Genomic DNA, 18,978 nt, shown 5'->3' on the forward strand with positions numbered 1-18,978 from the left:
CGCAAAACTAACCCTTTTGCCACAAAACGTGTAACAACGAGGCACTTTGATGACTGCACAAACAGCGTGCGAACCGCAAAACGTGGCGGTGGCACATCCAAAATCTGACAAAATCAATCTGTTAAATTTAACTCGCCAAGAGATGCGAGAACTCTTTGCCGAAATGGGCGAAAAGCCGTTCCGCGCCGATCAGTTGATGAAATGGATCTACCATTTTGGCGAGGATAATTTCGATAATATGAGCAATATCAACAAGGTATTGCGTGAAAAATTAAAGCAAATCGCAGAAATTAAAGCCCCCGAAGTGGCGGTGGAACAGCGTTCGGCGGACGGCACGATCAAATGGGCAATGCAGGTGGGCGATCAGCAGATCGAAACGGTGTATATTCCCGAAGCGGATCGAGCGACTTTGTGTGTTTCGTCTCAGGTGGGCTGTGCCTTGGCGTGTACTTTCTGCTCAACGGCTCAACAGGGCTTTAACCGCAATTTAACCGTGTCGGAAATTATCGGGCAGGTGTGGCGAGCCTCGAAAATCATCGGCAATTTTGGCGTAACGGGCGTGCGTCCGATTACCAACGTGGTAATGATGGGAATGGGCGAGCCGTTGCTCAATATGAATAATGTGATTCCTGCAATGGAAATTATGTTGGACGATTTCGGCTACGGCTTGTCGAAACGCCGCGTAACCCTTTCCACCGCGGGAGTTGTGCCAGCTTTGAATATGTTGCGTGAGAAAATTGACGTGGCGTTGGCGATTTCGTTGCACGCCCCGAACGATGAATTGCGTGATGAAATCGTGCCGATCAACAAAAAATATAACATCAAAATGTTAATGGAAGCGGTTAATCAATACCTTGAAGTGTCGAATGCTAACCACGGCAAGGTTACGATTGAGTATGTGATGTTGAACCAGATGAATGACGGGGTGGAACACGCTCACCAGTTGGCGGAAGTGTTGAAATATACGCCGTGTAAAATCAATTTGATTCCGTGGAATCCGTTCCCACAAGCCCCTTATGCGAAAAGCTCGAACACGCGGATCGACCGTTTCCAAAAAACCTTGATGGAATATGGTTTTACCGTGATTGTGCGGAAAACCCGTGGCGACGATATTGACGCAGCGTGTGGACAGCTCGCTGGCGATGTAATCGACCGCACCAAACGCACCCTTGAAAAACGTAAATTTGGACAGGGGATTAACGTTACCCAACAATAATTTTAGAGAGGAACAGCCTATGCCATTTGCAAAAATTTGTCGAAATCTCACCGCTTGTTTGATGATTTTTGGCCTAGTAGGCTGTTCCTCACTTTCTTCTCAACCGCAATCCAACCGTGAATTTAACCGATCCGAAGCGGTGAAAGCTCGCATCAATCTCGCCCTTGCCTATTTGGAACAGGAGGATTACCCCAAAGCCAAAGAGAACATCGACAAAGCCCTCAATCACGACCGTCAAGATTATCTGCCCTATTCGGTGCTTGCCTACTATTATCAGCAAACGGGCGAGGTGGAAAAAGCCGATCAAACCTACCAACAAGCCCTTACCCTCAGTCAAAACCGCCCAGATGTCCGCAACAATTACGGCACATTTTTGTGCAAACAAGGACGATTTGAGGCAGCCTATCAACAATTTGATTCTGCTCTCACCAGCGATCAACCCTACTATTTCCAAGCCGACACCCTCGAAAACATCGCCTTGTGTGCGAAGTCGCAAAATAACAAAGCGAAATTTGATGAAACCTTAGCCAAGTTGGAAAAACTTGATCCAGAGCGTGTGGGGAAGTTTCGTTAAGTTTTGTTAAATAAGGAAATTTTCAAAAATCCTCCCCCTTGTATCTGTTACTTTCTTTGCTCGTGCAAAGAAAGTAACCAAAGAAACACGCCCCGAGCATTTTGCTTTGTTTCGCTTATTGCTAATTTCTACGGTCGATTTGTAAACTCGCCTACTACGTAGGCTCAAACAGTACAAATCGCCCTTGAAATTGACGCAACCACTCAACGCAAAATGACGGGGAATAAGCAGGGACAATGTCCCTGACTAATTGATAACCTAGTACGGCTTGCCGTGCTAGATGTTTCAAGCGGTAGGATTTTGAAAAATTTCGCTATTTGCTTGAAACAAATTTCCTTATTCAACCGCTGCTAAATCCAACATTTCTTGGGCGTTGGCGAGGACGGCTTCGGTGATTTGGCTGCCGCCGAGTAAACGGGCGAGGGCGTTTACCCGTTCTGTTGGGGAAAGTAAGCTCATTTGCGTTTCGGTTTGGTTGTTTTCCACATATTTTTGTACGTTAAAGTGGTGGTTGCCGTAGCTTGCTACTTGCGGTAGGTGGGTTACGCAAAGCACTTGGCATTTTTTGCCGAGTTGGCGTAGTAGTTTGCCGACCGTGGTTGCGGCGGCACCGCTGATACCGACATCCACTTCATCAAAAATAATGGTTGGGGTGGATAATTTATTTGCCGTCAGCACTTGCACCGCAAGGGAAATGCGAGAGAGTTCGCCGCCCGAGGCAATTTTGGCGAGGGGTTGTGCAGGTTGCCCTAAGTTACTGCGTAAGTTAAATTCGACAAAATCCGCCCCGTTTGCCGAGAGTTTTTTCGGTTCGTGTTTGATGTCGATGAAAAATTCGCCGTTTTCCATTGCAAGGTGCTTGATTTGCTGGGTAACTTGTGCCGAGAGTTTTTGGGCAGCATCAAGGCGTTTTTGATAGATCTGTTCTGCCAACACAACGCATTGTTGGTAGGCTTGCTGTTCATCAGTGATGAGCTGTTCTTCATTTTCTTCAAAATCGACCAATTTTTGCCATTCTGCTTGTAATTTTTTGTGTTGTTGCCAAAGATTTTCGGGGCTAATGTAATGTTTGCGGGCGAGGGAAATGGTTTTGGCGATCCGTTCATCTAACTCGTTTAAGAGTTCGGGATCTTGCTCAATTTTGCTGGCGAGGGCGGAAATTTCGGAACTTGCTTCTTGCACTTGGATCAAGGCTTCGTTCAGCATATCTAACGCTGATTGGTAGTTGTTATCCACTTCCACCAAATCTTCCAAATGGCGGATTGCTTTGTAGATCAAGGAATCCGCATTGAGATCATTTTCGCTTAATAGATCCAACGCCGATTGCGAAAGTTCGGTTAATTCTTCCGAATTGGATAAACGGCTGTGGTTTTCTTCCATTTCCTCAAATTCGCCCTCTTTGATCGCAAATTCGTCCAATTCTTCCACTTGATATTGTAAAAGTTGCTTGCGAGCTTCGTTCTCTTGGCATTGTTGGTGGAAGTTTTTGACTTGGGTGTGCAATTTTCGCCACTTGTGGTATTGCTCGCTCATTTGAGCCAGCAGAGAGTGAGTGGTGGCGTAGCTGTCTAACACTTCCAGTTGATATTCGTTTTTGAGTAGCAGTTGCGGGGCGTGCTGCCCGTTCAAATGGATAAGGTATAAGCCCAATTCACGCAGTTGTGAAATGGGAAGCGGTCGGTTATTCACAAAGGCTTTGGAACGCCCTTCGAGGTTGATCATTCGGCGTAAAATGCACTCGTGGGGATTATCTTCATCAAGCAATTCGTGTTCTTGAAGCCAACGGAAAGCAGGGCTGTTCGGTTGCATTGTGAAAGTGGCGGTGATGTCAGCTTTGTCCGCCCCGTTGCGGATCATACTGCTTTCGGAACGGTAGCCAAGGCACAAACCGAGAGCGTCAATCGCAATGGATTTCCCCGCCCCTGTTTCGCCCGTGATCACGGACATTCCCTCGTTTAAATCAAGGTTGAGGTGGCGAACGATGGCAAAATTGTTGATGGTGAGTTGAGTGAGCATAAAAAATACCTATACAAATCTGCTGTATAGGTATATAGTATAACTGAATTTTTAAACAGTAAAGTGTTTTTTTACAGTATTAGATGGTTTTTACGTTTACCGCTGAATCGCCACGATCCGATTGTTGTAATTCGTAAGAAACTTTTGCCCCCTCTGGTAAGGTGCGGTAGCCCTCTGAGGCAATGCCAGAGAAGTGAACGAAAACATCTTTGCCACCTTGATCTGGGGTGATAAAGCCAAAACCTTTGGTTGCATTAAACCATTTTACGATGCCTGTTTGCATTGGATAATCCTTAATGAAAAAGTAAAAAGAAGATAGCTATAAGCGGGTTGCTAGGCTTAATTGCAGGGCTTGGGGAAATCTCGGATTTTCGGCAAGGGATACAATGAAGAAAATGCCTGTTAGACACACGACTAAATAGCCGTTCGGCATTAGAACACTTTTCAAAGGGGAAAGCAAAACAAATTTTTGACACAATTTCACGAAATTTACAGATTTTTCGTGGCGAAATGAGGATTTATCTTGCGAAAATGTGGACTAAAACCAGCAAATAAAATATAGTACACCACAATTTTCTTTGATCTTATGAATGGAACTTGGTATGTCTGAACAACAAATTGAGGTGCAAAATAATAAAACTGCACCAAGCCCAAAAGAAGTGATTGCTTATTTGGTTGAAAAATTCCCTGCTTGCTTTTTTGACGGCACAAATGGCGAAGTGAAACCCTTGAAAAAAGGGATTTTTCAGGATTTAGCCACTGCCTTAGAGGGCGATGAAAAAGTGAGTAAAACCACCTTACGCCACACGTTACGCGTTTATACGAGAAGTTGGCGTTATCTGACCGCTTGTCAAGAAAATGCCGAGCGTGTTGGGCTAAATGGCGAAGCCTGCGAAGTGATTACCGCCGAAGAAGCGGCTCACGCGGCGGAAGCATTGGCGGAATCGAAAGCGATTTATCAAGCCAAAATGGCGGAAAAACGCAAAGAAGAACGTAAGGAACAGCGTAAAGCCTACTTCAAGCAAAAAGCCAAAGAAGAACGGGCTAACAAGCGGTCGGATAAGCCGAAAAAAGCCCCAGCAGCGGCGGCAACGGCAGAAAGTTTAGCGGCTCTGGCGGATAAATTCGGTAAGAAATAATCTTTAACATCGCATAAGTGGATTATGCGATGTTTTCTATTTAGGTATTTTATGAAACAGAAAAAATTAAGTTACCTTGCTGCCCTTTGTGTAGGGGCGATTTTTTCCACATCGGTGGCGGTTGAACCGCAAATCAAGGCGGATCAATTAGTTTTGCCAAAGACCACTGAACAGCACAAACTTTCTACCAAACGTGTTACCGCTCGTTTGACCCAATCCCATTACCGCAAATTTACCTTAGACGATGAATTTGCCGGCAAAATTTTTAATCGCTACATTGATTGGTTAGATGGTTCGCACAACACTTTTTTGCAATCGGATGTCGATGAATTGCGTGAAAAATATAGCAAAATTTTAGACGATGAGTTGTATGAGGGGAAATCTGATGCAGCCTTTGCGATCTACGATTTATTCAATAAACGCCGTTATGAGCGTTATAAATATCAACTATCGTTACTCGATCAAGAACCTGATCTGAAAGGGCAGGATCAGATCGAAAATGATCGTGAAAAAGCCCCGTTCCCGAAAAATACCGCAGAAGCGGACGAACTGTGGAAACAACGGGTGAAAAATGATGTGATCGGCTTGTATCTAAAAGATAAAAAATGGCCAGAAATCAAGAAAAGTTTGACTAAGCGTTATAATTTGGCGATTAAGCGTTTAACCCAAACCAAAGCGGACGATATTTTACAAACCTATTTGAATGCGTTTTCCCGTGAGATCGATCCGCACACCAGCTATCTCTCACCGCGTGCTGCGAAGGCTTTCCAAGAGAGTATGAACCTTTCGTTAGAGGGGATTGGGGCAACCCTTTCGACCGAAGACGATATGACCGTGATTAAATCCCTCGTGCCAGGGGCGCCTGCGGCGTTGAGCAAGAAAATTGCGGTGGGGGATAAAATTGTCGGGGTCGGTCAAGAAAAAGGCGAAATCGAAGATGTGATCGGCTGGCGTTTAGATGATGTAGTCGATAAAATCAAGGGTAAAAAAGGCACAAAAGTTCGCCTTGAAATTGAACCAGAAAAAGGCGGTAAGGCGAAAATTATTACCCTTGTGCGAGATAAAATCCGCCTTGAAGATAGTGCGGCAAAATTAACCATTGATAAGGTGGATGGAAAATCCGTTGCAGTGATTAAAATTCCATCGTTCTACATCGGCTTAACCTCAGATGTGCGTAAATTACTTGATGAAATGAAAGCGAAAAAAGCGGAAGGTTTGATCATTGATTTGCGTGATAATGGCGGTGGTTCATTAACCGAAGTGGTGGAATTGACGGGCTTATTTATTAAAGAAGGCCCTGTGGTGCAGGTGCAAGATGCCTTTAACCGCATTAAGGTTCACGAAGATCCGAATGACGGTGTACAATATGACGGCAAAATTATGGTGATGATTAACCGCCATAGTGCTTCGGCTTCGGAAATTTTTGCGGGCGCAATGCAAGATTACAACCGTGCGATTATTGTGGGGCAAAAAACCTTTGGTAAAGGCACGGTGCAACAAGGGCGTTCCCTCAACTTTGTGTACGATTTGGATCAAGAGCCACTCGGTTCGATTCAATATACGATCCAAAAATTCTATCGTATCAACGGTGGCAGTACCCAGTTGAAAGGGGTGGAAGCAGATATTCGCTTCCCTGAAATTATCAATGCCGAAAAAACGGGCGAAAGCTACGAAGATAATGCGTTACCGTGGGATAAAATCCCTGCGGCAAATTATGCGGAAGTGGGCAAAGCCCGTGATGCGGTGGCGGATTTAACCCAAAAACACGAAGAACGGATTAAAACCGATCCTGAATTTGTGCGAGTGAAAGAGGATATTGCGATTCGCCGTGAGAAGGATAATCGCAAATATACGTCCCTCAACTTAGCCGAGCGTCAAAAAGAGAACGATGCCGAGCAAGCAAAACGGTTGAAAGATCTCAATGATCGCTTTAAACGTGAGGGCAAAAAGCCATTAGCCAATCTTGATGATTTACCAAAAGATTATGAAGCACCAGATTTCTTCTTGAAAGAAACCGAGAAAATGATGATCGATTGGTTGCAAATGGATAAAAAATAGCTATACTTGCCAATTCCAAACCGCTATCTGTTGATAGCGGTCTGTTTTTGGAAAATATTTACCTATAATGATTGAAGATAAAGGACTTAAATGAAAACCTTTAAATTATTACCTTTTGTTGTGTTATCAAGCACAGCATTGGCTAACACAGCCCAAGTTGTGGAAGCACAATCAACCGCCGTTCAAGTGGCTCAACCTCAACAAGTGGTAGCACAGCCCGTAGCGGACACCGTTTTACCGCAATTAAGTTTTGAAGCTCAACAAGCTCGTGCGGCAGAATTAGCGAAACAAGCAGATTATGCGGTGGAACAAGAGCAAATTCGTCAAGAACAAGCTCGCAAGCAAGCCGAAGCTGAAAATAAAGTGAAACAAGCGGTAGGAAATAACGCATTATTGTTAAGCCAAACCACCGCAAAAATTTATGCGGACAATGGTTTCTCGCCGATGTGGAATGATAAATCCGCGGAGAAACAGTTCTTAAAAGAGTATGGTGTGTTTGTGGCGAGTGGCGTTTCAGCGAAATCAGCCAAGGCGTTGCAACAAATTTTAAATCAGCCAGAGGGAATGGCTCGCGATATTCTTTTGACGGATAGTTTCCTTGATTACCTTTACTACAACAAAAACGTTTATCGCAATGCGAACCAATGGTTATACAACTTAGGTTCATACAGCCCGAAAGCCCCAAGCAGTGAGTTAATTTCAAGCTGGACGAAAGCAGTGCGTAACGGTAATGCAGGTTCATTTGTCGCAGGGCTTGTGCCGCAAAACCACATCTATCAACAAACCGTACAAAAATTGCTCTCAATGTCGCCAAATGGCGTGGCAAGTTCAGCCAAAAAAGCGACCAAAGGCAAGAAAGGCAAAAATAACGCAGAACCGACCGCTAGCGATGATAGCGTAGCAACGGGCAGTTCTTCATTCTACAAACTTGCCTTGAATGCTCAACGTTTACGCATTATTCCAAGTTTCAACAACGGGATTTTCGTGAACATTCCAAGCTACCAAATGTACTATTTCCGCAATGGTCAGCTTGCGTTGCAATCAAAAGTCATCGTGGGGCGTGAAGAGCGTAAAACCCCAGTGCTTTACAGTAAATTGAGCCAAGTGGTGGTAAATCCACCTTGGACCATTCCACCAACGATTTTATCGCAAGACATTATGCCGAAATTGGCTCGTGATCCAGGTTTTGCAGAGCGTAGTGGTTATGAAATCTTCGACAGAAGCGGTACGAAAATCAACGCACGCAGTGTGAATTGGAAACAATATGTGAATAGTAAGAATATTCCTTACACCATTCGCCAAAAAGCGAGTGATGATAGTGCCTTGGGTAAATATAAATTCAATATGCCAAGCACCGATGCGATTTTCTTACACGATACCCCAAGCCGTAGCTTATTTAACAAAGAGAACCGTGCGATTAGCTCTGGTTGCGTGCGTGTTGCGAAAGCAGACGAGTTTGCGACCCTCTTGTTAAAAGAGGCGGGCTGGTCAGAAGAGCGTAAACAAAATACCTTGAATAGTAACAAAACGACATTCGTAGGGATTCGTTCAGATAACCCAGTTTACCTTTACTATGTAACTTCTTGGGTTGAGAATGGCAAAGTTTACAGCTTGCCAGATATTTACAAATTCGATACCCGAATTCCAAAAACGTCAATTAACTGGGCGAAATTGAGAAGCGAAATCTAACCGTTAATAAAAAATTCCGAGAAATTTTTTATTTTCTCGGAATTTTTTCTATCTTTAATGGTCTTAGGCTAACTTAATCAGAATTTTTGGGAATAGATTTATTCCCAAAAGCAATCGAGATGAGAGGAATCAATGACACAAATCAATGTTCAACGCCGTAAGTGGTTATCACTGGGTGGCTTAGTGTTGGGGGCAAGTTTATTGCCAAGTCAGGCAATGGCAATTCTTTCAACGCCAGCACCGTTAGCATTGCGTTTTCGCAATGTGAATACAGGGGATACCCACGCAGCTAAATTCGTTGGCGGAAATCTAGGTTCATCGGATTTAACCTCGTTAAATTACCTAATGCGTGATCGCCATACCAACCAAGTAAAACGTATCGATCCACAACTTTTCATCAAATTAAACCAATTACAAATGCGTTTAGGATTCCGTAATGCAGAAATTTTGGTATTGAGCGGCTATCGTTCCGCCCAAACCAACGCTGCTTTACGCCGCAATCGTTCAGGCGTTGCGAGCAACAGCTACCACATTCGTGGCCAAGCCGTTGATTTCCAAATTTCAGGCGTGGCGTTAAGCCAAGTGAGAAATGCGGCGGAAAGCTTGAACAATGGCGGTGTCGGCTACTACCCTCGTAGTAACTTTGTTCACGTTGATACAGGTCCTGTCCGTACTTGGCGTGGTGTGTAACAAGCGGTCGGATAATGTTTAATTTACAGATTATTCCCGTTAGCCCTTTTCAGCAAAATTGCTCGATCATTTGGGATCAGCACAAGAATGCGGCGATTATTGATGCAGGCGATAACGCCCAACAAATTATCCAATTTGTGGAATCGCAAGGGCTAAATCTACAAAAACTCTTGATTACCCACGCTCACCTTGACCACATTATGGCGGTGGAACAGGTTCGAGATCATTTCAAAGTACCGGTGGTTGGTTCACATCTAGCCGACAAACCACTGTTTGAGCGTTTACCCGAAACGTGTCAACAATTTGGCTTACCGCCTGTCAAAGCCTTTCTACCTGACCAATGGTTAAATGAGGGCGATAAAGTTGAAGTGGGCGAATTAACTTTTGATATTCGCCACCTACCAGGACACGCCCCAGGGCATATCGGTTTCTTTGATTTTGCCAACAAAATCGTATTTAGCGGCGATGTGTTATTCCAAAACAGCATCGGTCGTACTGATCTGTATATGGGCGATTATGAGCAACTGATCGACACAATCCGCACTAAAATGTTTGATTTAGACGATGATTTCATCATTATCCCTGGACACGGTGCTCACACCACCATCGGGCAAGAAAAACAAAGTAACCCATTCCTAAAATAGTATTGAAATATAAATAATGGGCCTAAAGATTGATTATTTTTAGGCCATTTTTTATTAAACGTTAATATACGTATTGTGTAAAAGTTCCAGTTCCGATAGATCGGTAATATTTTCCAAAATCCCACCCCTTGTATTCAGTATGATCTAACTGGTTTGATTTCTTCCGCCAACTTGCCGAATTTTAAGGTATAATGCCCTCATTTTTTGATTTTAGAGAATAAATATGTACAGCAAAATTTTAGCCACGGGAAGCTATTTGCCAGCGAAGGTGCGGACAAATGCGGATCTCGAAAAAATGGTGGAAACGTCAGACGAGTGGATTACCGAACGCACGGGGATTAAAGAACGCCGTATCGCAGACGAGAACGAAACCGTTGCGACAATGGCATACGAGGCGGCGAAGCAATGTTTTGCGATGTCGCCGATGGATGTGAATGAAATCGACCTCGTGATTGTTGCCACCACCAGTGCCAGCCACGCCTTCCCAAGCACCGCCTGCCAAGTGCAGGGCTTGCTTGGCATTCAAGATGCGATCGCTTTTGACGTGGCAGCGGCTTGTTCGGGCTTTGTTTATGCGTTAAGCGTGGCGGATCAATTCGTCCGCACGGGTAAAGTGAAAAAAGCCCTCGTGATCGGGGCGGATCTCTTTTCTCGCACCCTCGATCCCGAAGATCGTGGCACGATCATTCTGTTCGGCGATGGGGCAGGGGCGGTGATTTTGGAAGCCTCAAACGAGGCAGGGATTTTATCCACCCACCTACACGCCACCAGCGAGAACGCCGAAGTCTTGACCCTCAAAAATATGAGCCGAGCCACCGATGCCGACCCAGCCTACCTCGAAATGCAAGGCAATGCGACGTTCAAAATTGCGGTGCGTGAGCTTGCCAATGTGGTGGAAGAAACCTTGACCGCGAACAATTTGGACAAATCCCAAATCGACTGGCTCGTGCCGCACCAAGCTAATTTACGCATTATTTCTGCCACGGCGAAAAAACTGGATATGGATATGTCGCAAGTAGTCGTAACCCTAGACCGCCACGGCAACACGTCCGCAGGCAGTATCCCAACCGCCTTAGACGAAGCAGTGCGAGATGGACGCATTCAACGCGGACAACTCATTCTACTCGAAGCCTTTGGCGGCGGTCTAACTTGGGGATCGGCGTTGGTAAGGTTCTAACAAGCGGTAGGATTTTTTAAAATTTTTGTATTATTGCCCCCTTCCCCTACTGCGTAGGGTACTTCCCCCGTAAACGGGGGAAGATCCTATAATGATTGAAGGGCAAGATCTGCCCCCGCTTGCGGGGGAAGTGGTTGAGCAAAGCGAAACCGAAGGGGGCGAAATAAATATATTCCAATAAAAGCACAAAAACATTTTCAAAATAAAATACAGTAATTTAAAAATAAAATGGAACAACAAAAAACTTTCGCGGATCAGAAACGCAAAACCGTTGAACGGGCGGAATTTACTGCCGATGGGCGTTATCTTCGCAAGGTGCGTAGCTTTGTGTTACGCACGGGGCGGTTGAGTGATTATCAGCGTGATATGATGAATGATAACTGGGCGACAATGGGGTTGGATTATCAAAATCAACCCTTTGATTTTAAAGCAATTTTTGGCAATGATAACCCTGTTATTTTGGAAATCGGCTTTGGAATGGGGCGTTCGCTGGTGGAAATGGCAGAACAAAATCCCGACCGCAACTACATCGGGATTGAAGTGCATACCCCTGGCGTGGGGGCGTGTATCGCTTACGCCAAAGAGAAAGGCGTGAAAAATCTGCGAGTGATCTGCCACGATGCCACTGAAATTTTGCGAGATAGCGTTGCCAATGGCTCGTTGGGCGGGTTACAACTCTATTTTCCCGATCCGTGGCAAAAAGCGAAGCACCATAAACGCCGTATCGTGCAGCCTGCATTTATTACGCAAGTCCTTGAAAAATTAGGCGAAAATGGCTTTATTCATTTTGCGACCGATTGGCAAAATTATGCGGAACATATGCTGGAAGTGCTACAACAATTTGCGGATAAATTGCACAATACTTCGCCGACTAACGATTATATCCTTCGCCCTGATTTTCGTCCGCTGACCAAGTTTGAAGAACGCGGGCAGAAGCTCGGACACGGCGTGTGGGATCTCTATTTCATCAGAAAAGGGGAAACATTATGAAATGGGTAAAAATTTTTGCGTTTCTGACCGCTTGTAGCTCGGTCGCAATGGCGAGTGATACGCGTGTGATCGGCTCGGTCGATACCAACTTCAAGCTACTCGGCAAAGACGATCGAATTGAGATCGCCACGTTCAACGATGAAAAAGTGCCGCAGGTGGCGTGCTACATTTCCTACGCCAAAACAGGCGGTTTGAAAGGGGCAATCGGGGTGGCGACCGATAGTTCAGACGCTTCGATTCATTGCGTACCAAACGGGGCGGTGGACAAAGCAATGTTCGACAAATTGCCTCAAAAAGAGCAAGTGTGGAAAAAACGCTCGGATCTGTTCTTCAAAACAATGCAAGTGGTGCGTTTTAAAGACGCCCAAAACAACGCCTTGGTCTATTTGACTTACAGCGACAAATTAGTGGACGGCAGCCCGAAAAATGCGATTACTGTCGTGCCAATCACGTTTAAATAACCTCAACTAAGGAGTAAAAAATGGCTCAACCTCAACGCAACCGCAGACAACGCAAAAAAATGCACCTTGCGGAATTCCAAGAACTCGGCTTCCTCGTGAAATGGCAATTCAAAGAAGGCACGGGCATCGACCAAATCGACAGCGTGGTGGATCGCTTTATTGATGAAGTGATCAAACCGCACGGCCTTGCCTACGAGGGCAACGGCTACCTACATTGGGAAGGCTTGGTGTGCTTAGAAAAAATCGGCAAATGTGATGAAAATCACCGCCAATTAGTGCAAAACTGGCTCGAAACTAACGGCTTAACCCAAATCGAAATCAGCGAATTATTCGATATTTGGTGGGATTTTCCGACCGCTTAATTGAACTAAAAAGAAAACCACCGCAAGGTGGTTTTTTGTTATTCAAGCTATAAAACCGTTTCCAGAAAAACCAACAAACCTCTTTTCTTATCGGCACTTAAACGGTCGAGGTGGGCGACTAGGCGATTGCGAATGCTATCTTCGGACACGGGGATAAATTTTTGCTGATTATCCAACCGAAGATCTGACAGGCAATCAATAAAAAACCAACCAATTTCCGTATTCAGCACCGTGGCGATTTCCACCAAATGAGCCACATTGATCTTATTTTCCCCTCGTTCATAGCGAGAAAGTTGCTGCTGGGCAATGCCGATTTGTTCAGATAGTTCCGCCGCACTAAACCCCAGCTCTTTTCTTCGCTGTTGGATTCGCTTTCCAATCAATCTATCTGTTTCCGTTACCGAGAGTTTCGACATTGCTCAAACCTTTTTAGCTATCTTTTATTGCTATTTTGTTGCTGTTTTACTCTTTTAAAAATATCTGTTATAGTACATTTATTCATAATTGTTTAGTTAAGGATTGATTTTGCAACATCCATTTACTTTAATTCACTGGTTCGGACCATTTCAGCTTGATGAAATCTTAGAAAATGCGGAATGGAAATATCAGTCAGGGTTATATTTTGCCACGGGCAAGTTGAAGGGCAGTCGTAGCGAAAGTGAAATTCTCTATTGTGGCATTTCTGAACAATCTTACGCTTCACGCTTTAAATTTCACCATAAATTACCGCTTATCACGAGAGAGCTGGAAATTTGGCTGGGGCAAGTGATTTCCACGCCTTATCCCTCACATCAAGGGGCATATAAAGCCTATTTGAAAGAGCCTGAAAGATTGCTCACTTATTTTATGCAACCCGCATTAAATGAAAAAAATACCATTTTTGTGCCGAGGGAAGGAACGGTATTAAATTGTTGGTTTAAACCCAATAAGCAACCACGCAAAAACCGATTAGCCACTACATTAAATTTACCCGATGTTATGTCTTGGAATGGTAGCCAATGGCGGTCGGGTAATTTAATCATTGAAGAAAATGAATAGGGGGAAAAATGGCAAGATCCACAACCAGAGAACTTGAACGTTTAATTAAACTTCGTGAACAAGGTAAAATTTCTGCATTAGAATTTTTAGCATTGCGTCAAGAATTGATGTCTGGTGTTTCTATACAATTGCCAGAAGAAAAGGATACTAGTAATAGAGATGCCTTTTTTGGATTTCTTTTTCTTCTTTTATGTGCAGGTGGTTATTATCTTTACAATAATATGGATTCAATATTTAAGAAGGATGATAAACCTAAAATGGTGCAAAATTAACGGATAAACAATGCACACAAATTTGGAAAGATGAAGGATATTTTAATGCTATGCGTTCTGCATGTCCGAATTTGATTAATAGTGATCAATCTGATTTCTCTTTAAAATTCCAAGATTATGCGAAGAAAAATAAATGTTCACAAACGGATAATGAAGCTGTTGAGATTAGTCGTAATACTCAAATGAACATCAATCAGAAGATTGATGAATCACAGAATGCAGAGGGTGGATTGAGTGCGTTTTGTGAATCTCAAAGAAACTATTTCAGCAAAGTATTGAAAAAATATGGTCTCAATTAGTTCTCAATATTTATATGCCATTCCTATATTATTCTTATTATTTTCATTGATAGGAATAATTAGAGGAAATTCTGGAAAAATCACGGTTTTTTATAATTACTGTGATTTTTCATTAAGTTTAATGCCTGCGATTGTTATTCTCTTTCCCGTTTTTTTAGCATCTATAACTGCCGATAGAGAAACTAATTTCAGTAATTTTTTCAAAATGTTTAAATTGTATAATGGGCATCTCTATTTAGCATTAAGTCTTGGTATCGCAATGTTTCTGAGTTTAATCATTAGTATTATTGCGAATAGAGCATTATTTGCTACGCTACAAAGTTGGTGTGCAAAAATGCTCTTTTCAATCATATTTTTGATTACGATTCCTGCCACATTTTGTTTGAATATTTTGGCAATTATCCTTTTCTTTTGTGGTGGATTTGTTTTTGTCGGGGCAAGGAAAAAACATAAATATGAGCGACAAAGTTCATTTAATAAAAAAATGGGTGGTGCATTTTTATTGAATATGCTTTTGACCTTTTTTGTGATGAGGTGGTTTATCCGAAATATCTTACCTAATTTATGTGAACGCCACGATTTTTGGTAAATTATAAGGACGCAACGCGTCCTTTATTTTTTTGGAAATTTCACAAAATCCCACCCCTTGCAAAGTAAGGCTGTGAGGAACGATCTTGTCCCATAATCCCTTTCCTTATATACTGACCGCCCAATTTTTACATAAGAGAAACCAAAATGGATAGTGTAAATAATGTGCTTTTTATGTTGTTGAGCGTGGTGATCAGCTTTTTTAGTTTTGTGCTGGTGCTGCGGACGTGGTTGCAGTTTTGCCGTGTCGATGCCAATTTGCCGATTTCACAAACCTTGCTACGCCTCACTTCGCCGTTGGTGAATCCGTTGAGTAAATTTATTCCCACCATTAAAAATATCAATGTGGCAGCGTTATTACTGGCGGCTGGGCTGGTGGCGTTGCAGTTTATTTTATTTGGCTGGGGTGTGCCGAGTGCGGTGTTGGTGGGCTTGTTGAGTTTGTTGAAAACTTTCGGGCAAATTCTGTTTTTCACCACCCTGATCCGTGCCTTGATGAGCTGGGTAACGCAGGGCAATCACCCCCTTGATTACACGGTGGCTCAAATCACCGAACCCGTGCTGGGGCTGATTCGCCGAGTGTTGCCGAGAACGGGAATGTTAGATTTTTCGGTAATGGTGCTGGTGTTTATCCTTTACATTTTGAATAGCTTGCTGACCCAAGCGTTCGGAATGTTGTGGATCGTTGCCTAATGCAAGCGGTCGAATTTTGCCAAAATCCGCAGGGGCTTCGTCTGCGGATTTTTTTACAGCCGAAGGCAAGCCGAGATCAGATCGTTGGCTTGCACGATAACGAGCTGAAAATTGCGATCACCGCCCCGCCCGTTGATGGGCAGGCGAATGCCCATTTGCTCAAATTTTTGAGCAAGCTATTTAAAGTGCCGAAAAGTAGTATTGTGTTGGAAAAAGGCGAGTTGCAACGGCATAAGCAAATTTTTGTGCCAGAGCCAAAGCAAATTCCTGCGGAAATTGAAAATTTGAGGTAAAAAAGAGGGCGTGATGAACGCCCTTTTTGATTGAGTTTTAAACGCTAAATGATGAACCGCAGCCGCAAGTTGAGCTGGCGTTGGGATTATTGACCACAAAACGCGAGCCTTCCAAACCTTCGGTGTAGTCCACCGTTGCCCCGATCAGATATTGCAAACTCATCGGATCAACCACCAAACCAACGTTTTGATTTTCAATGGTTAAATCGCCCTCGTTCACTTTATCGTCAAAGGTAAAGCCATATTGAAAACCGCTACAACCGCCGCCCGTGATGTAAACCCGCAAGCGTAAATTTGGGTTATCTTCGCCCTCAATTAGCGATTTAACTTTTTTGGCAGCGTTGTCGGTAAAGATCAACGGAATTTGAATATCACTCATTTTTTGCTTTATATCAATTTTTGAAAGTGTGGCATTATCTAACAATCTTACTTTGCAAGCAACCAAAGAGCGGAAAAATCTTCGCTTTTTCTGCATAAATTGCCCTTTACTTTGCCGATTGTTTGGGCTAGAATACCGCACCTTTTTTAGTTCTATGTCGCCGATGTAGGCGATTTTATTTAACCATATATTTTCTGAGGTGATGGCTTATGCCAGTAATTAAAGTTCGTGAAAATGAATCATTTGACGTTGCATTACGTCGTTTCAAACGCTCTTGCGAAAAAGCAGGTTTATTAGCAGAAGTTCGTGCTCGTGAATTCTACGAAAAACCAACTACTATTCGTAAACGTGAGAAAGCGTCATTAGCAAAACGCCACGCTAAACGTAATGCTCGTGAGAATGCACGTAATACACGTTTATACTAATTTTCTCTTTTTGAGTTAATTTTGCTAAAACCGTGAAACCATTTTGGAATCACGGTTTTACTGTTTTTAACGCTCACACAAGCGGTCGGATTTTTAAAAATTTTGTCAAATCTTACCGCTTGCAACGCTTCTTGCCGACCAACCACACGCAAACGAGGGCAAAATGAAAGGAATAATTCCACGTTCGTTTATTGATGATCTTGTTGCTCGCACCGACATTGTTAGCTTAATTGATTCAAGGGTTAAGCTCAAAAAAGCGGGGCGTGATTATCAAGCCTGTTGCCCGTTTCATCACGAAAAAAGCCCCTCGTTCACCGTCAGCCAAAGCAAACAGTTTTACCACTGTTTTGGTTGTGGTGCACACGGCAACGCTATTGGCTTTTTAATGGAATTTGACAAGCTAGAATTTGTGGAAGCGGTGGAAGAATTAGCCGCTTTTCACGGCTTGGAAGTGCCGCGTGAGAACAATCCGCAACGAGACGGCAAACCTCACGCCAGCCTTAAAACACGGCGGACGTTGTATGAATTGCTCGACCAAGTGGCGAAATTCTATCAGCAACAACTCGCCCAAAATCCCGATAGCCAAGCCTATTTGCAGCAGCGTGGTTTATCCCCTGAAATTATTGAGCGGTTTGAAATCGGCTTTGCCCCCAATTCAATGGACAGTGTTCTGCGTCAATTTGGTCGCAATCAAGAAGAAATCCAGAAATTATTTGAGACGGGAATGCTTTCCCGCAATGATCGTGGCTCAATTTACGACCGCTTTCGCCACCGTGTGATGTTCCCAATTCGGGATAAACGCGGACGAGTGATCGCCTTTGGTGGGCGGGTTACTAGCCCCGATGAAAAGCCGAAATACCTCAATTCCCCCGAAAGCGCCACCTATCACAAGGGCAGCGAGCTTTACGGCTTGTATCAAGCCTTGCAACAGAATGAAAATCCTGACTTTTTGTTCGTGGTGGAAGGCTATATGGACGTGGTGGCGTTAGCCCAATTTGGGATCGACAATGCGGTGGCGTCCCTTGGCACGGCAACCACGGGCGAGCAAATTCAGCTAATGTTCCGCTGCACCGAGCAGGTGATCTGCTGCTATGACGGCGACCGAGCAGGGCGAGAAGCGGCGTGGCGAGCGTTGGAAAATGCCCTGCCATTCTTGCACGATGGGCGGCAGCTCAAATTTATTTTCTTGCCAGACGGGGAAGATCCCGACACTTTCGTTCGTTCGCAGGGCAAACAGGGCTTTGAGCAATATCTCGAACAGGCGTTATCGTTGAGTGATTTTCTGTTTGAGAGCCTGCTCGCCCAAGTGGATCTATCTAGCAAAGAGGGCAAATCGAAACTCGCCAGCCTTGCGATTCCGTTGATCAAGCGAATCCCTGGCGAAATGCTACGGGTCTATTTACGCAACATTTTGGGGCAAAAACTCGGTATTTTAGATCCCGCCCAACTGGAAGCCTTGTTGCCCAACGCTCAACACGTTCAACCCAAAGCGGAAAAACAGCAAATCAAACGCACCCCAATGCGATTGCTGGTGGGATTGTTACTACAAAATCCTGAATTGGTGCAACACGTTCCCGATATTTCGCCGTTGCGAAGCCTGAATGAACCAGGGTTTGATCTGTTTTGTGAATTGGTGGAAGTCTGCCGAGCCAAAACGGGCATTTCAATGGGCGTGTTGCTGGAACAGTGGCGAGGGCAGGAAATTTATCGCACCCTTGAAATTTTGGCGAAGTGGGATCATCTTGTTGCCCCTGAAAATGTGGAAAGCACCTTTCTGGAAACCCTTGAATTTCTTTACGCCAAATTGGTGGAACGGCGGATCGAAGAGCTGATCGCCAAGGATCGCACGGGCGGTTTATCGGCGGACGAAAAGCAAGAACTCGCTTTGCTGATCGCCCAATAGGATCGCAAGGGGTCAGATTCTCACAAATTTTTGCAACCTTTAACGAACAAAGTGGTATAATCTGCCACTATT

Annotated in this window: 24 protein-coding genes; 19 read left to right on the top strand and 5 right to left on the bottom strand. The window is 44.1% G+C overall.

The genetic code is table 11. The features are described from left to right. Positions 1-49 precede the first annotated feature (49 nt). Both rlmN and pilW read left to right on the top strand, forming a co-directional pair. Complete coding sequence (gene rlmN, locus B0187_RS03085; protein WP_078236396.1) at positions 50-1,216, top strand: dual-specificity RNA methyltransferase RlmN; 1,167 nt, start codon at positions 50-52, stop codon at positions 1,214-1,216. Positions 1,217-1,235: 19 nt separating this feature from the next. Continuing rightward, a complete protein-coding gene (gene pilW, locus B0187_RS03090) occupies positions 1,236-1,790 on the top strand; it encodes a type IV pilus biogenesis/stability protein PilW (RefSeq protein ID WP_078236397.1) in 555 nt (184 codons plus the stop codon). A gap of 336 nt (positions 1,791-2,126) precedes the next feature. Here pilW and recN read toward each other — a convergent pair whose 3' ends face one another. From recN to B0187_RS10415, 3 genes are all read right to left on the bottom strand, one after another. Continuing rightward, positions 2,127-3,806 carry a DNA repair protein RecN gene (gene recN, locus B0187_RS03095; protein ID WP_078236398.1) on the bottom strand — a complete coding sequence of 560 codons (1,680 nt, stop codon included), beginning with the start codon at positions 3,804-3,806 and terminating at the stop codon, positions 2,127-2,129. Between the two features lie 79 nt (positions 3,807-3,885). Beyond that, positions 3,886-4,089 carry a cold-shock protein gene (locus B0187_RS03100; RefSeq protein ID WP_078236399.1) on the bottom strand — a complete coding sequence of 68 codons (204 nt, stop codon included), beginning with the start codon at positions 4,087-4,089 and terminating at the stop codon, positions 3,886-3,888. A 36-nt stretch (positions 4,090-4,125) separates the two neighbouring features. Then, positions 4,126-4,254: a hypothetical protein gene (locus B0187_RS10415; protein ID WP_281247594.1), complete on the bottom strand. Its 129-nt coding sequence runs from the start codon at positions 4,252-4,254 to the stop codon at positions 4,126-4,128. Positions 4,255-4,408: 154 nt separating this feature from the next. Between B0187_RS10415 and proQ the strand changes: the two genes are divergently transcribed. From proQ to B0187_RS03145, 9 genes are all read left to right on the top strand, one after another. Further along, on the top strand, positions 4,409-4,945 hold the full coding sequence (proQ, locus tag B0187_RS03105; RefSeq protein ID WP_078236400.1) for an RNA chaperone ProQ: 537 nt from the start codon (positions 4,409-4,411) through the stop codon (positions 4,943-4,945). 51 nt (positions 4,946-4,996) lie between these two features. Next, a complete protein-coding gene (prc, locus tag B0187_RS03110) occupies positions 4,997-7,003 on the top strand; it encodes a carboxy terminal-processing peptidase (protein WP_078236401.1) in 2,007 nt (668 codons plus the stop codon). 90 nt (positions 7,004-7,093) lie between these two features. After that, entirely contained in the window at positions 7,094-8,692 is a 1,599-nt protein-coding gene (locus tag B0187_RS03115) for a L,D-transpeptidase family protein (protein WP_078236402.1), read from the top strand. Positions 8,693-8,824: 132 nt separating this feature from the next. Further along, entirely contained in the window at positions 8,825-9,382 is a 558-nt protein-coding gene (gene mepK, locus B0187_RS03120; protein ID WP_078236403.1) for a peptidoglycan L,D-endopeptidase MepK, read from the top strand. A 14-nt stretch (positions 9,383-9,396) separates the two neighbouring features. After that, positions 9,397-10,026, top strand: a complete 630-nt coding sequence (locus B0187_RS03125; RefSeq protein WP_078236404.1) for an MBL fold metallo-hydrolase — start codon at positions 9,397-9,399, stop codon at positions 10,024-10,026. A 223-nt stretch (positions 10,027-10,249) separates the two neighbouring features. Continuing rightward, a complete protein-coding gene (locus B0187_RS03130) occupies positions 10,250-11,203 on the top strand; it encodes a beta-ketoacyl-ACP synthase III (protein WP_078236405.1) in 954 nt (317 codons plus the stop codon). A gap of 228 nt (positions 11,204-11,431) precedes the next feature. Next, a complete protein-coding gene (gene trmB, locus B0187_RS03135) occupies positions 11,432-12,193 on the top strand; it encodes a tRNA (guanosine(46)-N7)-methyltransferase TrmB (RefSeq protein WP_078236406.1) in 762 nt (253 codons plus the stop codon). Continuing rightward, positions 12,190-12,654: a CreA family protein gene (locus B0187_RS03140; protein ID WP_078236407.1), complete on the top strand. Its 465-nt coding sequence runs from the start codon at positions 12,190-12,192 to the stop codon at positions 12,652-12,654. The genes trmB and B0187_RS03140 overlap by 4 nt, the downstream gene beginning before the upstream one ends. Before the next feature lie 20 nt (positions 12,655-12,674). Continuing rightward, positions 12,675-13,016, top strand: coding sequence for a YggL family protein (locus B0187_RS03145; RefSeq protein ID WP_078236408.1), 342 nt, complete (start codon positions 12,675-12,677; stop codon positions 13,014-13,016). 47 nt (positions 13,017-13,063) lie between these two features. Here the strand turns inward: B0187_RS03145 and B0187_RS03150 are convergent, their stop codons facing one another. Continuing rightward, the gene (locus B0187_RS03150; RefSeq protein WP_078236409.1) at positions 13,064-13,432 is read right to left on the bottom strand and encodes a helix-turn-helix domain-containing protein; all 369 of its coding nucleotides are present in this window, start codon (positions 13,430-13,432) and stop codon (positions 13,064-13,066) included. A 109-nt stretch (positions 13,433-13,541) separates the two neighbouring features. Between B0187_RS03150 and B0187_RS03155 the strand changes: the two genes are divergently transcribed. The 6 genes from B0187_RS03155 (at position 13,542) to yggU (ending at position 16,199) form a co-directional block, all read left to right on the top strand. Continuing rightward, positions 13,542-14,054, top strand: a complete 513-nt coding sequence (locus B0187_RS03155) for a hypothetical protein (protein ID WP_078236410.1) — start codon at positions 13,542-13,544, stop codon at positions 14,052-14,054. 8 nt (positions 14,055-14,062) lie between these two features. Then, positions 14,063-14,326 (top strand): hypothetical protein, encoded by a 264-nt coding sequence (locus B0187_RS03160; RefSeq protein WP_078236411.1) that lies wholly within the window; start codon positions 14,063-14,065, stop codon positions 14,324-14,326. A gap of 50 nt (positions 14,327-14,376) precedes the next feature. Next, positions 14,377-14,625, top strand: a complete 249-nt coding sequence (locus tag B0187_RS03165) for a hypothetical protein (protein WP_078236412.1) — start codon at positions 14,377-14,379, stop codon at positions 14,623-14,625. Between the two features lie 121 nt (positions 14,626-14,746). Beyond that, on the top strand, positions 14,747-15,214 hold the full coding sequence (locus tag B0187_RS03170) for a hypothetical protein (protein ID WP_158078220.1): 468 nt from the start codon (positions 14,747-14,749) through the stop codon (positions 15,212-15,214). A 146-nt stretch (positions 15,215-15,360) separates the two neighbouring features. Further along, positions 15,361-15,906 (top strand): YggT family protein, encoded by a 546-nt coding sequence (locus B0187_RS03175; RefSeq protein ID WP_245797001.1) that lies wholly within the window; start codon positions 15,361-15,363, stop codon positions 15,904-15,906. Then, complete coding sequence (gene yggU / locus B0187_RS03180; RefSeq protein ID WP_078236414.1) at positions 15,906-16,199, top strand: DUF167 family protein YggU; 294 nt, start codon at positions 15,906-15,908, stop codon at positions 16,197-16,199. Before B0187_RS03175 ends, yggU begins: the two co-directional genes overlap by 1 nt. A gap of 37 nt (positions 16,200-16,236) precedes the next feature. Here yggU and erpA read toward each other — a convergent pair whose 3' ends face one another. Then, positions 16,237-16,578: an iron-sulfur cluster insertion protein ErpA gene (gene erpA, locus B0187_RS03185; protein ID WP_078236415.1), complete on the bottom strand. Its 342-nt coding sequence runs from the start codon at positions 16,576-16,578 to the stop codon at positions 16,237-16,239. A gap of 209 nt (positions 16,579-16,787) precedes the next feature. Here erpA and rpsU point away from each other — a divergent pair, with 209 nt between their 5' ends. Both rpsU and dnaG read left to right on the top strand, forming a co-directional pair. Then, positions 16,788-17,003, top strand: a complete 216-nt coding sequence (rpsU, locus tag B0187_RS03190) for a 30S ribosomal protein S21 (protein WP_005598703.1) — start codon at positions 16,788-16,790, stop codon at positions 17,001-17,003. Between the two features lie 163 nt (positions 17,004-17,166). Continuing rightward, positions 17,167-18,906, top strand: coding sequence for a DNA primase (gene dnaG / locus B0187_RS03195; RefSeq protein WP_078236416.1), 1,740 nt, complete (start codon positions 17,167-17,169; stop codon positions 18,904-18,906). Positions 18,907-18,978 lie beyond the last annotated feature (72 nt).

It is taken from the genome of Haemophilus paracuniculus (genome assembly GCF_002015115.1).
In the GTDB taxonomy this organism is placed as follows: Bacteria; Pseudomonadota; Gammaproteobacteria; order Enterobacterales; family Pasteurellaceae; genus Haemophilus_E; species Haemophilus_E paracuniculus.